Genomic DNA, 18801 nt, shown 5'->3' with positions numbered 1-18801 from the left:
CTACTCTGATTCCCTCCGTTATTAGTTTTCGTTATAAATCCGTGTGTAGTTTGCAAATTCGGTGTTTTGCAAAGATCTTTCAATTACCGTTTTAGCTAAATTAAAATCTACCACTAAGCAACAAACTTCCATAGTGTCACTACCGATACTGCCGCCATCGCAATGTCCAAGGCCAGTCCATCCTAAAACCTCATCCATTTTATTTTGAAGTCTCGTCCTTTTGTCAATATCTTCCGCCGTTCCCATACCTTCAACCAGATATTCGACTAAAAGAGTATAGTGATCATCTATATCGATTTGCCTGTAGCCTTCTTCTATTTTTTTATTTATGATAGTTTGAATTTTTTTGTGAAAGTTAGATAGTAAGCCTGACTTAATTTCTTCGCTTTGCCCTACTTCGCCGACAATTCCCCAATGAATCAACCCCGTTTTATCATCTTTATCCCAGGTCTCCCAGTAGTTTATGATTTCGGCATCTTTTCTATATAGCTTTAACATGTATTCAGGTGTTTTAAGAACTATTGCGAAGATACTTTTTCTATTGTATTCGTAATTGAAAAATTTGTGATGATAAATCAAAAGTGACCGACTCGAAAATTTAATATAAACGGCAATCTGTTACATTGATTTATCATCAGTATTTTATATCATCAGTGTTTTAATTAACTATTATTTGTTGTTATTCATCTTTTGGAGATACCAAACCAACTGCGTTCACAGGTTTTACCCGCCAATGTCCCGTAGTCTTAGGCACCTCGCCCTTCGCTCTTCAGCCTTTGGCGCCCACCTTTAAAAATTCGTTCACTACTATTTCTGACACGTAGCGTTTAATGCCATCTTTGTCGGTATAGTTGCGGTTGGTAAGTTTACCTTCAATAGCCAATTCATCGCCTTTTTTAAGCAGGTCTTCGGCAAGGCTGGCTTGTGGTCCCCAGAAAACGAGGTTATGCCATTGGGTGTCGGTTATCTTTTCGCCTTTATCGTTCTTATAGCTCTCGTTGGTGGCGATGGAAAGGCGCACCATTTTTTTATTGCTGTCAAATACTTTTACTTCCGGGTCCATACCTAAGTTACCTACCAGGCGTACACTGTTTCTTAATGAGTTCATCGTTTTAATATTTACTGTTTAATGTTGTTTGAGTTAACGATACAAAGGTGGGGAGGACAGGAAAAATTAGCCGGATAATAACCGTTTATAGTCGATAGTATCCGTTTGTAAGCGTTTGCAAACGGATAAATTAATCGTTACCTTTATACTATGAACCAGGAAAGAGTATGCTTAGATTGCGGTACGCCGTTACAAGGCCGTGCCGACAAAAAGTTTTGTAACGATCTGTGCCGCAATAATTATAACAATCAACTCAATAGTAACAGTTATAACCTGGTGCGTAATATCAATAATATCCTGCGCCGTAACCGCCGCATACTGGAAGAACTGAACCCAACAGGCAAAACCAAAACAACCCGTAAAAAACTTACCGCAAAAGGTTTTGATTTTGACCATATCACCAGCATCTACCAAACCAAAACCGGATCAACGTATTTTTTTAATTATGAATACGGTTACCTGCTGTTAGATAATGATGAGGTGTTGCTGGTGAAAAGGGAAGGGGAATAATTTCAGTTAGCAGTTTTTTTAGTAGCAGTGGCAGTTTGCAGTAGCAGTTTAAGTGGGCAGTTTATAGTTAGCAGTTGCAGTACTTCTGCTATGTTTGGGCGGCAGGAATCCCGGAAATCCATTAATCCCAAGAATCCGGGTTCAGACAAAAATCAATAATTTTTAAATCCTAAAATACCTGCTGAATCGCTCAAACCGATTTAAGCGCGGATGTAAGCCCGGTAAAATCTAAGATTACTCCCACAAATCTGTTTTTGGAGAATAGAAAATCGTAATTATCCTTTAAGTTACCGGTTTAAACAACTATCTGAGCGGTAAAATATCAATGCATAGTCTCAATCTCTATAGATTTAATAGCATTTAACAGTTTAATATTTTGATAATTAATACTTAACTGTTGTTTCATTCGGCTCTTTATGTTATCAATAAATTTAAGTACGTTTGGGGAAATGTAAATTTTTAATTTTTGACTGATCTTACTAATTTAAAATGAAATTATTTATTAAGAAACCGATTGCTCAACTAATGGCTGCTTCGGCAGAAACAGAGAAATCGCTTAAGAGAACCTTAGGCGTTGGCTCACTTATAGCACTCGGTATCGGCGCAATTATAGGTGCCGGTATTTTTGTTCGTACGGCAGCTGCGGCAGGTGAACACGCCGGACCTGCGGTTACCATTTCCTTCCTTATAGCAGCCGCAGGTTGCGCGCTGGCTGGTTTATGCTATGCCGAATTTGCAAGTATGATCCCTATTGCAGGATCTGCTTATACCTACTCTTATGCTACCATGGGCGAGTTTATTGCCTGGATCATTGGTTGGGACTTAGTGCTTGAATATGCCCTTGGCGCCGCTACGGTTGCTATTGGCTGGTCGCAGTATTTTAATGAGTTTTTAACAACTTTCTTTAACGTGCATATACCATACGCGTGGTCACACTCGTTTATGGAGGTTTCAAATACTTCCACAGGTATGTATGCCGCCGAATTTGGTACAAGAGGTATTATTAACCTGCCGGCTATCCTGGTCCTGTTCCTGCTAACCCTGTTATTAATCCGTGGCACAGCCGAATCGGCAGTAGTAAACAACATTATTGTGATTGTAAAGGTTGCGATCGTGTTGTTAATTATAGGTTTAGGCTGGCATTTTATTAATCCGGCTTTCCACACGCCTTATACTATTCCTGCCGATGCCGGTAAGATCAAAGTTAGCGCCGGCGTAGTTGATTATGCTGATACATTTAATCACGGATGGCTCGGTGTTTTACGTGGTGCAAGTGTTGTGTTTTTTGCCTTTATCGGTTTTGATGCGGTTTCAACCGCTGCGCAGGAAGCTAAAAACCCACAGAGAGATATGCCAAAGGGTATCTTGATATCATTGGTGTTTTGTACTGTGCTTTATATCTTGTTTTCACACGTGTTAACCGGCTTGGTTTCATATAAGGATTTCCTTATCCAGGGTAAAGAGGCTTCTGTAAGTTATGCTATTAAGACAGCTATGCCTGGTTATGGCTGGTTGGCTTCATTTGTTACTGTATCTATACTTGCAGGTTTCTCTTCAGTGATCCTGGTGATGCTGATGGGCCAAACCCGCGTGTTTTACACCATGAGTACAGATGGGTTAATTCCTTCAGTGTTTTCAAAGTTGCACCCTAAGTTCCGCACACCGTATAAATCACAATGGTTATTCTTTGTGTTCGTATCATTATTTGCCGGTTTTATCCCTGATAAATATGTTGGCGATATGGTGAGCATAGGTACATTGTTCGCATTTGTACTGGTATGCATTGGAATCTTAATTTTAAGGAAAACTGATCCTGATATTGTGCGTCCGTTCAAAACCCCTGCTTACATGATAGTTTGCCCGCTGGGTGCCATCATTTGTTTGTGTATGATTGCAAGCGAGGGCTGGGAAAACTGGGCAAGGCTTATTGTTTGGTTACTGATTGGCTTTGTAATTTACTTCGGCTATAGCATCAAACGTTCACACGTACGCCACGGCAAGGTTGAGGGTGCCAATAACCCTATCAATCCTAAATTTGTTGAGTAACTATAACAATGTTATCATAAACAAAAAAGGTTCTGAATTTTCAGAACCTTTTTTGTTACATTCCATTTTACATTGTAAACCAATAAAACCGCTTCATGAAGGGCGATAAAAACCTGTGGGTATTAGTATTTATTTGTGTTATCAACTCCCTGGGGTTTGGCATCATTGTACCGATACTTTACTCATACGGTAAAACTTTCGGCGTTACCGGCGAAACGTTGGGGATCCTCACCGCTTCGTTTTCGGTAGCCCAGTTTTTTGCCACGCCGGTTTTGGGCTCCCTTTCCGATAAATGGGGGAGGAAGCCTTTACTGGTGATCAGCCTGGCGGGTACCTGTATCTCCTTCATCCTTTTTGCCGAAGCACGGAGTATGGCCATACTTTTTGCGGCCCGCATCCTGGACGGACTTACCGGTGGCAACGTATCTGTAGCGCAAGCTATGGTATCGGACACGGCCGGGCCGGATAACCGGGCTAAAAGGTTCGGGATACTAAGTTCGGCATTTGGGTTTGGTTTTGTGATAGGGCCGGCCATAGGCGGTTTGCTGAACAGGTATGGTATGCAGGTGCCTTTCTATTTCGCGGCGGGCATATCACTTATCGGCACACTCTGCAGCTTGTTCTTTTTAAAGGAAACTAATCCGCCCGACAAAACGAAGCGAGATTCGGAAAAAACTAAATTCTCGTTCACGGCTCTGGCAACAACACTTAAGCGCCCGCTTATTGGTACGGCGGTGTTTACGGGTTTTATGCTTACCATGGCGCAGTTTACCATGATCATCGGTTTTCAAACTTTTACTGTTGATGTATTGCAAATCAATCCTACCCAGATTGGTATTTTATATGCGGGGTTTGGTGTAAGTGGCATTATCATGCAGCTCTGCGTGCCGTTGTTTACCAAATGGTTCTCGTCCAAATCAACAATTCTGATGCTCTCTACGCTGCTTTGTCTCGCTGCAATGTTTGTAACGGGGCTCACCAATCATTTTATTCCTTTTGTCATCGGTATTTGTATTTATGGCCTTTTCAATGGCTTGCGAAACCCTATGCTCAACGCTATAATTGCAGATCATATTGATCATAAAGAACAAGGCAAAATATTGGGGATCAACCAATCGTACGCTTCTATTGGTCAAACCCTCGGGCCGGTTACTGCCGGCTTTGCAGCTTTGCTATCGGTACATGCTATTTTCTTCTTATCTTCATGCTATATTTTGGCTGCTTTGCTGCTAAGTATCCGGTTAAAGAAAAAAGAATAAATTCAAGACACCATGCCGCACCCGTTTATTTTTAAGGAGATCATTTCGGTTACGATGATCCTGTTTGCTATTATTGATATTTTGGGTGCTATACCGGTAATTATTCAGCTGAGGCAACGTGTTGGTCACATCGAATCGGAAAAGGCCAGTATAGCCGTGCTGGTGCTTATGGTGACCTTTCTTTTTATAGGAGATGAACTGCTGGCGGTAATAGGTCTGGATATTTCGTCATTTGCCATCGCTGGCTCACTGGTGATCTTCATCATTGCCATGGAAATGATATTAGGTGTCGACTTTTTTAAAGAAGAATTGCCGCAGGCGGCGTCTATCGTACCGCTGGCTTTCCCGCTTATAGCCGGCGCAGGAACCATGACCACGCTGCTTTCCCTTAAATCGCAGTATCAAACACAAAACATCCTTGTAGGTATAGTGCTGAATACCCTTGTAGTTTACCTGGTGCTTAAAAATGTAAAATGGCTGGAAAGGTTGCTTGGGCCTATAGGATTGAGCGTGTTACGCAAGGCATTCGGTATTATTCTATTGGCGATAGCGATTAAGCTGTTCAGGAGTAATACGCATTTGTAGTTAAAGGTACATCCAAACGCTGTCGCTCGGCGGGAGCCGAGCGATAGCGTTTGTTGAAATAAAAACCATGTCATTGCGAGGAGGAACGACGAAGCAATCTCGTAGCTCTACAGGGCGAACATGCATTGGCGACGAGATTGCCACGCTTCGCTCGCAATGACATGGTGGTTTATACTATCGGAGAAGGGCTCAACCTTGCTACAAACATGGTATCCGCTTTGCGCTCGTATCCTTTTAACACCGCTTTTTCTTCCAACTTTAATCCAAGCTCGTTTACCAGGTAATCAACTACATCTTCATTCTCTCCTTTAAAGGCAGAGCATGTGATATAGATAAGGGGCTTACCGGGTTTAAGATATTTTACTACGTTTTGGGCGATGCTTTTTTGAAGCTTCTGGAAAAACTCTATTTTATGATTATCAAACTGGGCTATCATCTCGGGAGTACGTCCCCAGGTGCCTGAGCCGCTGCAGGGGGCATCGAGGATGATCCCGTCGAAAGCGTAATCATGCATCACCGAATCGATATTCTGTGTAAGATCGAGGGCCTTTTTTTGATATTTGGTTAATCCGGCAAGCTGAAAGCGCTCATCAAGATTAGCCAGGATGGACTCGCGGATATCGGATACAACCAGTTTGATATTAGGTTCGTCTTCATGCAGCAATAAGGATTTGCCGCCCGATGCCGCGCAGGCATCCCACCAGCTATCCCAGCGTTGCGGCTTAAAATAGTTGCCTGTTTGCTGCGATGAATAATCCTGCACCTCAAACCAGTGTTGCTTGGCAAATATGGTTTCAAGGCGTGTGCCATTGGGCAGCGAATAGCAGCCGTTACCTTCATCCTTAAATACAACCTGAGCTTTGGTTAACTCAGCTTTCACCAAATGATCATAACCGTTACGGACACGGATAAACAGATCGGGCTGGTAAAAAAACGATTTCAGGAAAGCTTCTTTATCAATGCCTTCCGAAAGCTGGCTGCTCCAGGGGAAAACATCTTCCAGTTTAAAATCAGGGTAGGAGGTTTTTACGAGGGCCAGTTTATCATCGTCACTAAAACCTATACAAGCGGCCCATTCGGGCTTAAAGTTTTGCAGGTAGGAGTTAGTTTGGGTATTGCATAAAAACTCGGCGACTAAAAGGCGCTCGTCTTCGGGCACATCGGGCAATGCCCTGCCCAGGCGAAAGTAGTTATACACCAACCGGTTGGCAACCCGCCTGTCGGTTGAGCCCATTTGTTTGTTTTGCCGGTAAAAGCCGGGTAAAAATTTACTTAGTGGCGTATCGGCAGGGTATTCACCCAAAATTCGCTGAAACGTTTTAAGCTGATTTATAGCCTTCATTCTACCTGTTTTAGCTCAAAGTTAGTGTACATTAATATATTTACGTGGGTATTGATCCAACCCTGCCCCGGCTTCTTTATAAAATGAAAGCTGTTATGCAAGCCGGTAAAATCGGTTCCCTCAATTGATGACAATCCTTTATCGGCAAAAAGCTGCCTGCCAAAGTATAGTCCTTCATCAAAACCCTTAATGGCGTATTCGGTCGGTTCAACGTGATAAGCGCGCCTATAGTTACGTAAAAATGTTGTTGTGGCCCCTGCTTTGTAATTTATTTTTTCGGTAGAGGTGATATGCGTATTCAAACGTTGTAAAAGTTGCGGTTTCAGGAAGCTGAACTTCTCCCAGCTCGGGTGCCCGAACACCATAACGGGATAGTGTTTGTTCAAGGTATCTAACGAGCGGAGGGTTACGCCTAAAAAAGCCTGATCGGTAGCGGGGATCACAAACACATTTTTTTCGGTTTTGGAAAGCTGCGGAAGCAGGCTGCTTAATTTCCCGCGCACAACATAAACGTTGGTAACCTTTACCTTTTTTTTGCTTAAACTGTCGATAGCTTTTTTAAAGTTGACAGCGTAATCATTTTCCTGGTTAAAGCCCGAACGGAGGATGAAGATCTTTTTAGGCTTAACTGTTCTGTTGATATATTCAGCAGCGCCCCATGCATGATATTCAAGCGGGGGGATAGCAGTGATTAAGTTTTTGCTGTTGATGGTGGCCGGGTTGGCGGGCGACAACGGCGACAAGATTGGCCCTTTTGAATAAGATAACGCGCCGGAAAATGCCTTTACACCATCCGGAAAAACAGGGCCCACGATCAAGTCGCTCGAGCGGATAAACGCGTTTAAGGCCAGGTCATGCGCCTGCATAGCCTCATCTCTTGAGTCAAAGATCTGCAGCTTGTAATTATTGCCATAAGCGGTAAGCGAATCAAGGGCGAGTTTAAATCCCTGGTAATATTCAACCGCGATATTTGCCTGGCTTATCTGAAGCGGACTGTATTTTTGAGCCGGATTTAAGTGCTCCAAATTCAGGGGCAGGAGCATGGCAATGTTTGCCACTTTTTGTTCCGAAGCCTTTTCTGCCGGTTTCTCGGTGGTATTGCCGGGCTTTTTTTCGGTGTTATCAGTCGGTTTTTTTACGGTAGTTGCTACCGGCCGCGTTTTTGGTGAACACGCGGCCAGCAGCAATGCTATGCAAAAAAACGGTAACCACTTATTCCCACTCAATGGTGGCCGGTGGTTTTGAACTGATATCATATACTACCCGGTTAATTCCTTTTACGTTGTTGATGATCTCGTTGCTGATCTTAGCCAGCAAGTCGTACGGTAAATGGCACCAGTCGGCGGTCATCCCGTCAACCGATTCAACGGCACGGAGGCAAATCACGTTTTCGTAAGTACGTTCATCGCCCATTACACCTACCGATTGAACCGGTAAAAATATAGAGCCGGCTTGCCAAACTTTATCGTAAACTCCGGCAGCACGTAAATTGTTTATATAAATTGCATCGGCTTCCTGTAATATCGCCACTTTTTCAGGGGTGATATCGCCCAAAATCCTGATAGCCAGGCCTGGCCCAGGGAATGGGTGGCGACCTAAAATATTAGGATCGATACCTAATGCCTTGCCTACTTTCCTTACTTCATCTTTAAACAAAGTGTTAAGCGGCTCAACAACTTTAAGTTTCATAAAGTCGGGCAAGCCACCTACGTTATGGTGCGATTTGATGGTAGCCGAAGGGCCTTTAACCGATACCGATTCGATAACATCCGGATAGATGGTACCCTGACCAAGCCATTTCACGTCTTGTACTTCGTGCGCGGCGTCATCAAATACCTCGATGAATACACGACCGATAGCTTTACGTTTCTTTTCAGGATCGGTTAAGCCGGCAAGCGCGTCATAAAAACGTTGTTTGGCATCGATGCCTTTTATGTTTAAGCCCATGTGTTTGTATGATTCAAGCACCTGCTCAAATTCATCCTTACGCAAAAGGCCGTTATCAACAAATATACAGTGCAGGTTTTTACCGATGGCATGGTGCAGTAATACAGCAGCAACCGATGAATCAACACCGCCTGACAAACCAAGTACTACTTTATCATCGCCAATTTTTTCGCGAAGCGCGGCGACGGTGGTTTCGATGAACGAGTCTGGTGTCCAATCCTGTTTGCAACCGCAAATGTCAACCAAAAAGTTTTGCAGCAATTGCTTGCCATCAATACTGTGGGTAACTTCCGGGTGAAACTGGATACCGTAAGTTTGGGTACCGGTAACCTGGTAAGCGGCAACTTTAACGCTATCGGTACTTGCAATTACCTCAAAGTTATCGCCAATGGTAGCAATGGTATCGCCGTGCGACATCCATACCTGTGAACCGCCGGGAACGTCTTTAAACAATGGATTATCCTGTTTAATGTATTCCAGGTTGGCACGACCGTATTCGCGGGTGCTTGATGGCAATACTTCGCCGCCGTGGAAATGGGCAACGTATTGAGCACCATAGCAAACACCTAAAATAGGGCGTGTGGTGTGGAATTTTTCAAAATCGAAATGAGGAGCGTCTTCCTGCCTTACAGAATAAGGACTGCCTGAAAGGATGATACCTTTTACAGTGCTGTCAATTTCGGGATAATGATTGAATGGGTGGATCTCACAATAAATATTGAGCTCCCTGACACGGCGCGCTATAAGTTGGGTGAATTGCGAGCCAAAGTCAAGAATGAGGATTTTTTCTTGCATGGGCAAAGATAGGATTTTGATTTGAAAATTGGGATTCCGGATTTCGGATTTTTTATGGGAGATTGAAATGATCGATTATAAACTGCTGCATTGATAATCAAGGATCGCACTGGTATTCAAACTATCCACAATTTTCCATTCGTTAAGCTCACGTATAAATTCAGGTTTTTCAAACCCCGAATCCATAGCCGCGCGGGTATAAAAATCAGCCTTAGCAGGGTGATCGGGCGAACATCCGTTAAATAAATATCCGAAAGCTTGTTTAGCCAAGATAGCTTTGCTTATCCCGATACAATCATCAAGGTGTATGAGGTTTACAGGAGCATCCCCGTTAGGGATCTCCTTTTTACCCGCGAAAAACCTACCGGGGTTACGGGCAGGCCCAATCAAGCCGGCAAAGCGGATGATGGTTGTTTTGAATCCGCTCTCTGCAAGGAACAGGTTTTCGGCTTCCAATAATATTCGCCCTGATTCTGTATTAGGCTGAGGATCGGTTTGTTCATTTACATGCTTATTGCTATCGGCATAAACTGCGGTCGAACTGATGAATACCACATTTTCGATCTGATGGCGTTTTATAGCGTCGATGATGCTCTTTATTTTCTCCAAAAAGATAGACCCTTCGCCACCTCTGGTTTTAGGCGGGATAGCTATCCATAAAACCTCGCAGTTAAAAAAATCAGCATCATATATCTCCTGGTTGGGCAAAAAGTTAACGACGTAAGGTTTGATGCCCATGGCCGCCAGGTCGTCAAGTTTAACTGCCGAGGTAGTTGAGCCTTTTACCTGCATACCACTGGCAAGCAAAGCTTTTGCTAATGCGCTGCCGTACCAGCCGCAGCCTAAAATACTGATGTTTGTTATACCGGGCATGTTGTAAAATAATGCTTTGGCGCAAAGGTAATTAAATAATGATATGGTGTTTGACTGCCATTAATGTGCTTTTGGTTTAAACTTTTTGGGCATACCGGGCGTTAATGTTTTATGAAGAAAGAGATTATTGCAACCTCTGTAGCATTAGGTTTAACAGCTTTGGCCCTGCAGGCTACCCGCTGCAAACCATTGCAAACTGTTCCCTACGTCGATCTGAAAAAATATGTTGGTTCATGGTTTGAAATTGCCGCTTTACCGCAATGTTTTGAATCGGGATGCACCTTTACTTCAGCGGCCTATGGTTTAGCCAAAGACGGCAGCATCGTTGTTAAAAACCGTTGTATAAAAGACAATAAAATAAAAATAGTTGAAGGCCGTGCCGTTGTTGCCGATAAAACAAGTAACGCCAAGCTTGACGTACAATTTCAATGGCCCTTTAAAGGCAAATACTGGATCATAGCTTTGGCCGATGATTACAGCTACGCCATGGTAGGCCATCCTAACAGAAATTACTTGTGGATAATAAGTCGCCGTTCAACACTGGATGAGCAGATCTATAACCAGCTGGTAGTGCAAGCCGCCGAACAGGGATTTGATGTGAGGAAGCTGGTGAAAACGGTGCAGGTATAAAAAATAAATAGAGACATAAATATGTCATTGCGAGCGAAGCGCGGCAATCGCATGCTATGCAGGTCCGCCCTGTATAGTATGCGATTGCTTCGTCGTTCCTCCTCGCAATGACAAACGGGAAATTTACTTTATCTCCCTAACCTTAATAACCAGTTTCTTTACCTTATCATAGCCATTAACCTTCATATTAGGCCTGTGACCATCACTTGGGAAAAACAGGAAAAACTCATCGGGAGTAGCGGTGTAATATTTGCCTTCGCCGCTGTAATTCGCGAAATCTTTTTCAGCGTCGTAAGGTTTGGTTACAGTAAGGCTTTCAATAGGTGCAACGCCAATTTTTTCTTTTCCTTTGATCACGTACTGCACGTCGATATAGTTTTGGTGCGATTCCCAAGCTGCCTGTTCAGGCTCTTTTGAGGGGCCTTCGGTGATCATGGCATAAACGTTATCGCCATCAATAGTGTATTTGCCTGGTTCTATAGTTTCGAGGTTACGTTCGCGAAGAAATTCAAACGCTTTATCCCAAGCGGATTTGTTTGCAGCGTATTGTTTTGCAAACTCCACATCATTGGTTGATGAGTTTAACTTCAGTTTAAGGCCATTGGCCCAAACGCGGCTTTTAACCCAGGTTTTGGCGCTTTTTGCCGTAATGTCCTGCTGTTGAGCCGAAGCACCCGCAGCTGTAAGCGAAAAAAGTATTAGCAACATGATATTTTTATAAGTTGTTAAATGTTTCATAGTTTTAATTATTTATCGGTTATTGAATTGGCAGCGCGGTAACGGATTCTGGTTAAGGCATTCAATTATACAAGCTTAAATAAATAAAACAATATACTAACCGTTAAATATTTACTTTAACGTTATAGTTTAATTTTTATTAGCGCTAAGGTACGGCAGATAAACTATAACGTTTGAGTGAAAATAAGGTATGGATACCTTTTTTAATACTTTTTAACGTTGTAGAATTGTAGTTATTAACCAATGTCTTCTAAAACAACATTTGCTTTGAAAACAATACACAGCGTCCACCCATCGGATTTTAAAAGCTACGATACCACCACCATACGTGAACGATTTTTGATTGATAAACAGGTACAGGCCGATCAGATCAATTGTACCTATACCCATTACGATAGGATGATTGTAGGCATGGCCAACCCGGTAAGCAAAACACTTGAGTTGCCAAACTACCCAAACCTACGCGCCGAATATTTTTTAGAGCGCCGCGAGATAGGCATCATCAACGTAGGCGGTGCCGGCGTCATAAAAGCCGACGGTCAGGCCTTTGAAATGAACAAACTGGATTGCCTGTACATTGGCAAAGGGACTAAGAGCGTAACTTTTGAAAGCAAGGATGCCTCGGTACCTGCTGTATTTTATTTGTTATCGTCGCCGGCACACGCGGTTTACCCTACAACGCAGCTTACCCATGCCGATGCTGTTAAAGTTGAACTGGGTTCAATAGCTACGGCAAACAAGCGTACCATTAATAAATACATCCACCTGGAAGGTGTAAGAAGCTGCCAGCTGGTGATGGGCTTAACCATACTGCACGAGGGCAGTGTTTGGAATACCATGCCTGCACACGTGCATGACCGCCGTATGGAGGCTTATTTTTATTTCGATGTGCCTGCAGGACAAAAGATTTTCCATTACATGGGCGAGGGGCAGGAAACCAGACATATCACTATGGATAACTATGATGCTGTGGTATCGCCGCCATGGAGTATTCACTCGGGCAGTGGTACATCAAACTATAGCTTTATTTGGGGTATGGCAGGCGAAAACCTGGATTATACCGATATGGATGCCATCGCGATAACAGATCTGAAATAATCATACAATCAACCCGAAAAATATAATTTAAGTGGATAATCAATTTTCATTAGCCGGTAAAGTAATAGTAGTTACCGGCGGAACAGGCATATTAGGAAAAGCGTTTATTGATGGCATTGTTGAAGCCGGAGGTGCCGTAGGTATCCTGGGTCGTAATGCACAGGTAGCAGAAGAGCGTGCTAACGCGATAAACCAGGCAGGCGGTAAGGCTATTGCCCTGGTAGCTGATGTGATGAATGAGGCTGAACTGGTGGCCGCTAAAGATAAATTGCTGGCAGCTTTCGGCAGGATAGATGGCCTGGTAAATGGCGCCGGTGGTAACATGCCCGAAGGTGTTTTGCAGCCCGACGAGGATATTTTTAAAATGAATATCGAAGGGATGAAAAAAGTGATGGATCTGAACCTTTGGGGCACACTAATCCCTACACAGGTTTTTGGCGAAGCCATTGCCCAAACAGGTAAAGGCAGCATTGTTAATATATCATCCATGAACAGCAAAAGGGCCATTACTAAAGTTTTAGGCTACAATATGGGTAAAGCCGCTGTTGATTGCTATAACCAATGGTTTGCCGTTGAACTGGCTAACCGTCATGGCGACAAGATCAGGATGAACGCATTGGCCCCAGGTTTTTTCCTTACCGAACAAAACCGTAACCTGCTAACCAAACCCGAGGGCGGATATACCCAACGCGGCGAGCTGGTGATCAAACAAACGCCATTTAAACGCTTTGGTCAGGCCGATGAGCTGAAAGGCGCCTTGGTATGGCTACTAAGCGACGCCTCGGCATTTGTAACCGGTTCGATGATCTGCGTTGACGGCGGGTTCTCGATTTTTGGCGGGGTGTAATTAAAAAAAAGAATAAAGAGAGGCCTGTGCGATTCCCTCCCCTGGGAGGGTGTAGGGAGGGGTTTCGTCGCTATGTAAAACATTTAGCAAAGCGAATAAACCCCTCCCTGCATCACACATCCAGCCGCACCCCTCCCGAGGGAGGGAATTATAAATCATCGGAATAGTTGTTGTAATAATGCTGGCCACAAGCTGCAAAATTGCATCCGGAAATGAGTGTTCAATTTCTGAAAAACGGGTGTTCAATTTTTTATTTCGCTTAAATGTAACTTGTTGATTGTCAGCGTTGATGTGTTCGATTTTGCTAAAGTAACTGTTTTTATAAAATTCAACTTATTGATTATCAGTGGTGTTTTGTTTTTGAAATAAGTGAGGGTGTTTACACTTTAAAAGTTGAACACATGGAAAAACAGATAATAAAAGTTAATAACGCCTACCGAAAGCTAACCCAATAATAAACCTACAATGAAACTCAAATCATCAATCATCACATTATTCACCCTTGCAGGTTTTGCCGCAAACGCCCAAACCGTAACCCTCGATTATTATTTTAATCACGAGGTACACAAAGGTGCAAACGGTCAACCCGAGCGTTTTCATTACCTGTGGGATGAAACGGATAACAACGGTTTCAAGATTTTTGGTGAAGCTTTTACAAGTCGCGGGGCTAAGCTGGATACGCTTGGCGTTGCGCCGACATTGGAAAACCTGAAGGGATCGTCGGTTTACATTATTGTTGACCCGGATACCAAAAAGGAAAGCCCAAATCCTAACTATATCCAGGAAAATGATATTGAGCAAATTGCAGCCTGGGTTAAAAAGGGTGGCGTGTTACTGATGATGGCCAATGACAGTGTTAACGTTGAGCTACCTCATTTTAATAATCTCGCCGCTAAGTTCGGGATGCATTTTAATAATGATCTGCAAAACCACGTAATTGATGATGCCCACTTTGAAGATGGTGCCGTTTATGTTAAAAACAACCCGGTTTTGAAAACCGCGATCAAAGTTTTCATGAAGGATGCCTGTTCGATAGGCTTAAGCGGTGCTGCCGTATCCGTACTCAAAAACAAGGAAGGGGCAACTATAATAGCATCGGCCAAATACGGCAAAGGAACCGTAATAGCCGTTGGCGACCCCTGGTTGTATAATGAATATGTGAACGGAAGATTACCCGCTGGATACGAGAATGACAAGGCTGCAAATGATGTAGCGCAATGGCTGCTGAAACAGGCGAAGAAGTAAAAAAAGAATTGTCATTTCGAGAGAGCAGGGGAGGAAAGCGCTTTGGGGCGAAGGAGAAATCTTGTACGCCTTGTTGATCGGATAAGCATGGCGTATAAGATTTCTCACTCGTTCCTCGTTTCGAAATGACACGGAGAATAAAACAAGACCGCCGGATAGTTTAACTATTCGGCGATCTTGTTTGTAGAAATAGGAATACGCTTACAAAGCTTTCTCTTTCGGAACAAAATCATTCATAACCGCTTCGCGGATCAAGGCCGGAGGCAGGATACCCTGCGACAGGATAAAATCATGGAAATGCAAGACGTTGAATTTGCTGCCTAAAGCGGCTTCGGTATCCTTGCGCAGGGCAATCATTTTGGTAAAGCCATAAAAATAGCTGTTAGCCTGGCCAGGAGCGTTAATGGTATAACGTTCAACCTCCTGACGGGCAAACGCGCGCGATTGTACAACATCGTTCATCAGCACATCAAGAGCCTGCTGCTGGGTTATTTTGCCGGCTTGTAATTCCGGGTCGAGGAAAGCGCGGGCTGCCCTGAGCAGGCGGTAATCTAACGATACCAGCTGACCTTCTAAAGGCATATAAGGGCGGGTGATGTATTCAGAGTATAAGCCCCAGCCCTCAACATTGGTTGAGTTAAAGGCATACAGCGCGCGGGCTTGCGATACGCCTTCTTCTACCATTTTATCAAATTGCAATTCATGACCTGGTCGTGCTTCGTGGGCTATGATGGTCCATGAGGCTGCGTCAAATGTAAAGTCGTCGTATTTGTCGGTCGCTTTTTCGCCGGGCGATGCAGGCATATTTAATGGCAACACAAATACACCACGCTGGCCGGTATTGTTCAGGAATGGCGGCGGTACCATATGCGGGGCCGGGCCCTGTGCGGTTTCGGCAGCAGTAGCCAAACGGATAATGGCCGGACGGTTTGGCAATGTTACCAATTGATGCTCGCGGATAATACCTTCTATATCCTTCAAATGCTGCTCATACAACGGAATAATAGAATCACCATGGATTTGCTCTTTTTTAAGCTCCCGGATCACAGCGCGGTAATCGCTTGATGGCAAGTTGCGTTTTTTTGCAATTTGCTCGGCAATGGGCTTCATTTCATTCTGAAGTTCATTGAATAAGGCGTGTGCCATTTCGGCAACCTTGGCCGGAGGGATATCAATGCCATAAGATTCTAAATTCATGGCATATTCTTCGGGCGGCAGGCGGAAATCTGTACGGGCCTTTACCAGTACGTTTGCTTTTACCCATTTATCATAATCTTCCAGTTGCTTTTTAAGCGTAGCATAAGGTTGTTCCCAGCCGGTTACTTTGTATTTGGTGCAAAGCTCTGCAATACCGCTTACGATGCTGGCATTACGCGACAGGTCGGTTTCCATACGTTGTTTTGACGGATAGATCATGTTTTTACCTGCCATCTGGTGTTGAACGCGCTCCATATAAATAGTCGCTAAAGGTTTATAGCCTTTTTCAAGTCCGGCATATTTACGGATGCGCATTACAGCTGCCTGGCGGCGGGCTTCCGGTGTTTGATCATCAAGCAGGGTTTCCAAACCGCTGTAAACAGTTGATGACGCATTAAGAAAAGGTACCTGGCGGCTCAGCTCAAAATCCTGCTGACGGAAACCTAATTTAAGATGGGTTATGATGATATTGATATCCTGTTGGATAAATGTATTTTTCTCGGTTTTAAGGACTTCGGTAAGTTTGGCTACAACGGCCTCCTCATCCTTACGCTCGGCCATTATGTTTTGCAGAGTTGGTACGGCAATATCGCTGTCGTACTCCGCCAGCCCCTGTGATGATCCGTATTCGGGCGAATATTTTTTATCCAGATCAATGATGATCTTGGTATACTCGTTTGATTTGGCTACCCAGGCTTTGGTTTCGGCAGATTGCTGGGCCCGGGCATTAAAGCCGATACCAGTCAACAGCATCAGTATGCCCGCGCTTTTAAGTAGGTTTTTATTCATGGTCAATTTAAATTTTGAATGGCAAGTTAGTTATTTGACCGCTGATTTTTTTGATTGCATTGATTTCGCTGATAATGGCACATTTTGACCGTTGACTTTTTTGATTACGTTGATTTCGCAGATGTTTTTTGATAGTTGATTTTTCGCCGTCGTTGGTGTTGTCACTAACAATAGCGCAATGTTGAATTCTTGATAAAAAAAATAGCCTCCCTTTTTTCATAAAAAGGGAGGCTGAACAGATCAACGCAATCAGAGTAATCACTCAAAAAGATCAACGGTCTAGAAACGGTATCCTAAAGTTAGGAACGCATTATTATTAGTTTTTTTCAAATCGGCGAAAGGACTGGTTGCTCCAACATCATAAGGGAATAGCGTTTGTCTGCCGGTTACCCTCGCGTAGGTAGCATCAATAAAGTAAGCGCCAAAGTGCACACCTATACCACCGCTAACAGTTTTAATATCACTGCCCAGATCTTTCATCGGGTTGCCTTGCTGACTGTAACCGCCGCGCAAATAAACCAGGCTGTTTACATTAATTTCGGCACCTACGTGCAGGTTTACTGTTGAGCGATAAAGTGACTTGATATCGCTGTTATCACCATCGGCAGTATAGCTGTCGTTGCTGCTTAAATGTGTAGTGGTGTAATCAATATATTCAACATCGCCACTTATAAAACCATATTTGCCAATGAAAACGGAGGCACCACCGGCTAATTTTAGTGGAGTACGCAGGTTATAGCTCAACTGGTATGGCTCAGATACATTCCTGTAGCTGGTTCCGCCGGTGTATTGGGTTTGAAGTCCTTCAGTATAGGAGTCGTCGATATTATAAAACGTTGGCGAAGTAAATACGAAACCTAAGCGTACTGCCTGTACTGGTTTGTAAATAATACCCAGTTTGGCGTTGAAGCCCGAACCTTTAGTTGCCTGGCTTTGCAAAAAGGTTGATGAAAAATCGGTAGGGGCACCGCCATTAGTTATAACGGCGTTACCATTTTCGGTGAACGCGCTGTTTGAGTTGTACCTGATATCGGTAATGGCCAAGCCTAAACCCACATAAAGTTTATTGCTGTAATTGGCACCGAATGACAGGTTAAATTCCGACTGACCACCTGTATGGGTAATACCCGCCAATTGCCTTACCGGAACATTTACGGTGCTTGAATAAGAATTTGGATCGGTAGCCGGGCCAAAGTTATCGATTAATACATGATCATAAGCCCAGCCGTCAAGACCGTTGGGGTTAACGCTGCCGTACTGAGAAACCTCGCGTTTGGCTATACCAGCGTAGTAATCAGAAATAGAACTTGTTTGATTGGTACCGCCGTATGCAACGTTTTCATAAAAGTTGTTGGTACGGCTGTAACCCGCTCCGTAGTTAATACTTAGCCAGCCTTTGCTTTTATCCTTGTGTGTGGTATTAAGCTGCTGATATAAAACTATAGCGGCATTGCTCATGTTTACATCATTGCGGTTTGCGCTGCCTGCCTGCCCAAAAAAGCTTGAGTTTATTTTTGAATTGTCATACTCAGGTGTAAGGCTAACCTCCGAGTGGGTGAAAAAGCCCAGACCTGCGGGATTGCCGCTTATCGAACTCAGATCGCCGCCTATAGCTGTACCTGCGTTGCCAATAGCTTTAATGCGTGATGTTGACCCGGTTTGAAAGGTTGAAAACCTGATGGCATCCTGTGAGTATTGCGCAAAGCTATCTTTAGTAATTGCTACTATAGCAATTACGCTTAGTAAATACTTGATTTTCATAAAATTCAGGTAAAAAAGATATAAGATTTAG

17 protein-coding genes are annotated in these 18801 nt (G+C 43.7%); 8 read left to right on the top strand and 9 right to left on the bottom strand.

From position 1 onward, the window contains the following. Window positions 1-21: 21 nt before the first annotated feature. Both EAH55_RS21100 and EAH55_RS21095 read right to left on the bottom strand, forming a co-directional pair. Window positions 22-498 carry a hypothetical protein gene (locus EAH55_RS21100; RefSeq protein WP_121811416.1) on the bottom strand — a complete coding sequence of 159 codons (477 nt, stop codon included), beginning with the start codon at window positions 496-498 and terminating at the stop codon, window positions 22-24. 271 nt (window positions 499-769) lie between these two features. Beyond that, window positions 770-1108 (bottom strand): single-stranded DNA-binding protein, encoded by a 339-nt coding sequence (locus tag EAH55_RS21095; protein ID WP_121811415.1) that lies wholly within the window; start codon window positions 1106-1108, stop codon window positions 770-772. Between the two features lie 150 nt (window positions 1109-1258). On the opposite strand from EAH55_RS21095, the gene EAH55_RS21090 reads away from it, so the two are divergent. The 4 genes from EAH55_RS21090 to EAH55_RS21075 all read left to right on the top strand — a co-directional run bounded on the left by EAH55_RS21090 (window position 1259) and on the right by EAH55_RS21075 (window position 5508). Then, on the top strand, window positions 1259-1618 hold the full coding sequence (locus EAH55_RS21090; RefSeq protein WP_112575985.1) for a hypothetical protein: 360 nt from the start codon (window positions 1259-1261) through the stop codon (window positions 1616-1618). 489 nt (window positions 1619-2107) lie between these two features. Continuing rightward, window positions 2108-3664, top strand: coding sequence for an amino acid permease (locus tag EAH55_RS21085; RefSeq protein ID WP_121811414.1), 1557 nt, complete (start codon window positions 2108-2110; stop codon window positions 3662-3664). Window positions 3665-3759: 95 nt separating this feature from the next. Continuing rightward, a complete protein-coding gene (locus EAH55_RS21080) occupies window positions 3760-4923 on the top strand; it encodes an MFS transporter (protein WP_121811413.1) in 1164 nt (387 codons plus the stop codon). A 12-nt stretch (window positions 4924-4935) separates the two neighbouring features. Further along, the gene (locus EAH55_RS21075; protein ID WP_090528400.1) at window positions 4936-5508 is read left to right on the top strand and encodes a MarC family protein; all 573 of its coding nucleotides are present in this window, start codon (window positions 4936-4938) and stop codon (window positions 5506-5508) included. Window positions 5509-5677: 169 nt separating this feature from the next. On the opposite strand, the gene EAH55_RS21070 is transcribed toward EAH55_RS21075, so the two are convergent. The 4 genes from EAH55_RS21070 to EAH55_RS21055 form a co-directional block, all read right to left on the bottom strand. Beyond that, window positions 5678-6850, bottom strand: a complete 1173-nt coding sequence (locus EAH55_RS21070; protein WP_121811412.1) for an RsmB/NOP family class I SAM-dependent RNA methyltransferase — start codon at window positions 6848-6850, stop codon at window positions 5678-5680. Then, window positions 6847-8106, bottom strand: coding sequence for an ABC transporter substrate-binding protein (locus EAH55_RS21065; protein ID WP_162996995.1), 1260 nt, complete (start codon window positions 8104-8106; stop codon window positions 6847-6849). Before EAH55_RS21065 ends, EAH55_RS21070 begins: the two co-directional genes overlap by 4 nt. After that, complete coding sequence (gene guaA / locus EAH55_RS21060; RefSeq protein WP_114938881.1) at window positions 8063-9592, bottom strand: glutamine-hydrolyzing GMP synthase; 1530 nt, start codon at window positions 9590-9592, stop codon at window positions 8063-8065. Before guaA ends, EAH55_RS21065 begins: the two co-directional genes overlap by 44 nt. Before the next feature lie 75 nt (window positions 9593-9667). Continuing rightward, window positions 9668-10465: an NAD(P)H-binding protein gene (locus tag EAH55_RS21055; protein ID WP_121811410.1), complete on the bottom strand. Its 798-nt coding sequence runs from the start codon at window positions 10463-10465 to the stop codon at window positions 9668-9670. Window positions 10466-10576: 111 nt separating this feature from the next. On the opposite strand from EAH55_RS21055, the gene EAH55_RS21050 reads away from it, so the two are divergent. Continuing rightward, on the top strand, window positions 10577-11095 hold the full coding sequence (locus EAH55_RS21050) for a lipocalin family protein (RefSeq protein WP_121811409.1): 519 nt from the start codon (window positions 10577-10579) through the stop codon (window positions 11093-11095). A 123-nt stretch (window positions 11096-11218) separates the two neighbouring features. On the opposite strand, the gene EAH55_RS21045 is transcribed toward EAH55_RS21050, so the two are convergent. Beyond that, complete coding sequence (locus EAH55_RS21045) at window positions 11219-11833, bottom strand: YhcH/YjgK/YiaL family protein (protein WP_121811408.1); 615 nt, start codon at window positions 11831-11833, stop codon at window positions 11219-11221. A 267-nt stretch (window positions 11834-12100) separates the two neighbouring features. Between EAH55_RS21045 and kduI the strand changes: the two genes are divergently transcribed. The 3 genes from kduI to EAH55_RS21030 all read left to right on the top strand — a co-directional run bounded on the left by kduI (window position 12101) and on the right by EAH55_RS21030 (window position 15023). Beyond that, a complete protein-coding gene (gene kduI / locus EAH55_RS21040; RefSeq protein ID WP_244228290.1) occupies window positions 12101-12931 on the top strand; it encodes a 5-dehydro-4-deoxy-D-glucuronate isomerase in 831 nt (276 codons plus the stop codon). A gap of 31 nt (window positions 12932-12962) precedes the next feature. Further along, a complete protein-coding gene (locus EAH55_RS21035; protein WP_121811406.1) occupies window positions 12963-13778 on the top strand; it encodes an SDR family oxidoreductase in 816 nt (271 codons plus the stop codon). Between the two features lie 465 nt (window positions 13779-14243). Then, window positions 14244-15023: a DUF4350 domain-containing protein gene (locus EAH55_RS21030; protein ID WP_121811405.1), complete on the top strand. Its 780-nt coding sequence runs from the start codon at window positions 14244-14246 to the stop codon at window positions 15021-15023. 201 nt (window positions 15024-15224) lie between these two features. Here the strand turns inward: EAH55_RS21030 and EAH55_RS21025 are convergent, their stop codons facing one another. Both EAH55_RS21025 and EAH55_RS21015 read right to left on the bottom strand, forming a co-directional pair. Further along, complete coding sequence (locus EAH55_RS21025) at window positions 15225-17009, bottom strand: DUF885 domain-containing protein (protein WP_121811404.1); 1785 nt, start codon at window positions 17007-17009, stop codon at window positions 15225-15227. A 279-nt stretch (window positions 17010-17288) separates the two neighbouring features. Further along, on the bottom strand, window positions 17289-18770 hold the full coding sequence (locus EAH55_RS21015) for an OmpP1/FadL family transporter (protein ID WP_121811402.1): 1482 nt from the start codon (window positions 18768-18770) through the stop codon (window positions 17289-17291). Window positions 18771-18801 lie beyond the last annotated feature (31 nt).

Origin of the sequence: Mucilaginibacter kameinonensis, assembly GCF_003675385.1 — a bacterium.
Classification (GTDB): domain Bacteria; phylum Bacteroidota; class Bacteroidia; order Sphingobacteriales; family Sphingobacteriaceae; genus Mucilaginibacter; species Mucilaginibacter kameinonensis.
Note: the sequence above shows the minus strand (reverse complement) of the source record. Positions and strands in the feature narration are given on the sequence as shown.

What these genes read in the sequence shown, in the direction of transcription:
- EAH55_RS21070 (WP_121811412.1), bottom strand. Translation starts at nt 6,850, where the DNA reads ATGAAGGCTATAAATCAGCTTAAAACGTTTCAGCGAATTTTGGGTGAA.
- EAH55_RS21030 (WP_121811405.1), top strand. Translation starts at nt 14,244, where the DNA reads ATGAAACTCAAATCATCAATCATCACATTATTCACCCTTGCAGGTTTT.
- EAH55_RS21080 (WP_121811413.1), top strand. Translation starts at nt 3,760, where the DNA reads ATGAAGGGCGATAAAAACCTGTGGGTATTAGTATTTATTTGTGTTATC.
- EAH55_RS21085 (WP_121811414.1), top strand. Translation starts at nt 2,108, where the DNA reads ATGAAATTATTTATTAAGAAACCGATTGCTCAACTAATGGCTGCTTCG.
- EAH55_RS21095 (WP_121811415.1), bottom strand. Translation starts at nt 1,108, where the DNA reads ATGAACTCATTAAGAAACAGTGTACGCCTGGTAGGTAACTTAGGTATG.
- EAH55_RS21025 (WP_121811404.1), bottom strand. Translation starts at nt 17,009, where the DNA reads ATGAATAAAAACCTACTTAAAAGCGCGGGCATACTGATGCTGTTGACT.
- guaA (WP_114938881.1), bottom strand. Translation starts at nt 9,592, where the DNA reads ATGCAAGAAAAAATCCTCATTCTTGACTTTGGCTCGCAATTCACCCAA.
- EAH55_RS21090 (WP_112575985.1), top strand. Translation starts at nt 1,259, where the DNA reads ATGAACCAGGAAAGAGTATGCTTAGATTGCGGTACGCCGTTACAAGGC.
- EAH55_RS21075 (WP_090528400.1), top strand. Translation starts at nt 4,936, where the DNA reads ATGCCGCACCCGTTTATTTTTAAGGAGATCATTTCGGTTACGATGATC.
- EAH55_RS21065 (WP_162996995.1), bottom strand. Translation starts at nt 8,106, where the DNA reads ATGATATCAGTTCAAAACCACCGGCCACCATTGAGTGGGAATAAGTGG.
- EAH55_RS21015 (WP_121811402.1), bottom strand. Translation starts at nt 18,770, where the DNA reads ATGAAAATCAAGTATTTACTAAGCGTAATTGCTATAGTAGCAATTACT.
- EAH55_RS21055 (WP_121811410.1), bottom strand. Translation starts at nt 10,465, where the DNA reads ATGCCCGGTATAACAAACATCAGTATTTTAGGCTGCGGCTGGTACGGC.
- EAH55_RS21050 (WP_121811409.1), top strand. Translation starts at nt 10,577, where the DNA reads ATGAAGAAAGAGATTATTGCAACCTCTGTAGCATTAGGTTTAACAGCT.
- EAH55_RS21045 (WP_121811408.1), bottom strand. Translation starts at nt 11,833, where the DNA reads ATGAAACATTTAACAACTTATAAAAATATCATGTTGCTAATACTTTTT.
- EAH55_RS21100 (WP_121811416.1), bottom strand. Translation starts at nt 498, where the DNA reads ATGTTAAAGCTATATAGAAAAGATGCCGAAATCATAAACTACTGGGAG.